Below are 325 nucleotides of genomic sequence, written 5' to 3' on the forward strand. Positions count from 1 at the left end.
GACAATGCTGACCTGCCGACCATCGACTTGGCGGCCATCGGCGACGGCAACCTGTCCGTGAGCGAGGCCCAAGCCACCGAACTGACCGGCACCACCACCAACGTGGAAGACGGTCAAGTGGTCACGCTGACGGTCCCCGACAGCCAGAACAACACCGCCACGTTCACCGCCACGGTGACCAACGGCGCGTTCAGCACCACCGAAGACCTGACGGCCGCCGGCCTGGTCGACGGCACCATCACCGTGGTCGCCGACGTCACCGACCAAGCGGGCAACCCGGCCAGCGACACCGAAAGCGCCACGCTGGATGCCGACAATGCTGACC

1 protein-coding gene is annotated in these 325 nt (G+C 66.8%); it reads left to right on the plus strand.

The features are described from left to right. The coding region (locus SB773_RS30715; RefSeq protein WP_410594009.1) for a hypothetical protein at nucleotides 1–325 on the plus strand (325 nt) is incomplete at both ends.

The organism is Bacillus sp. SIMBA_074 (genome assembly GCF_046534555.1).
GTDB classification, from domain to species: Bacteria; Bacillota; Bacilli; order Bacillales; family Bacillaceae_G; genus Bacillus_A; species Bacillus_A mycoides.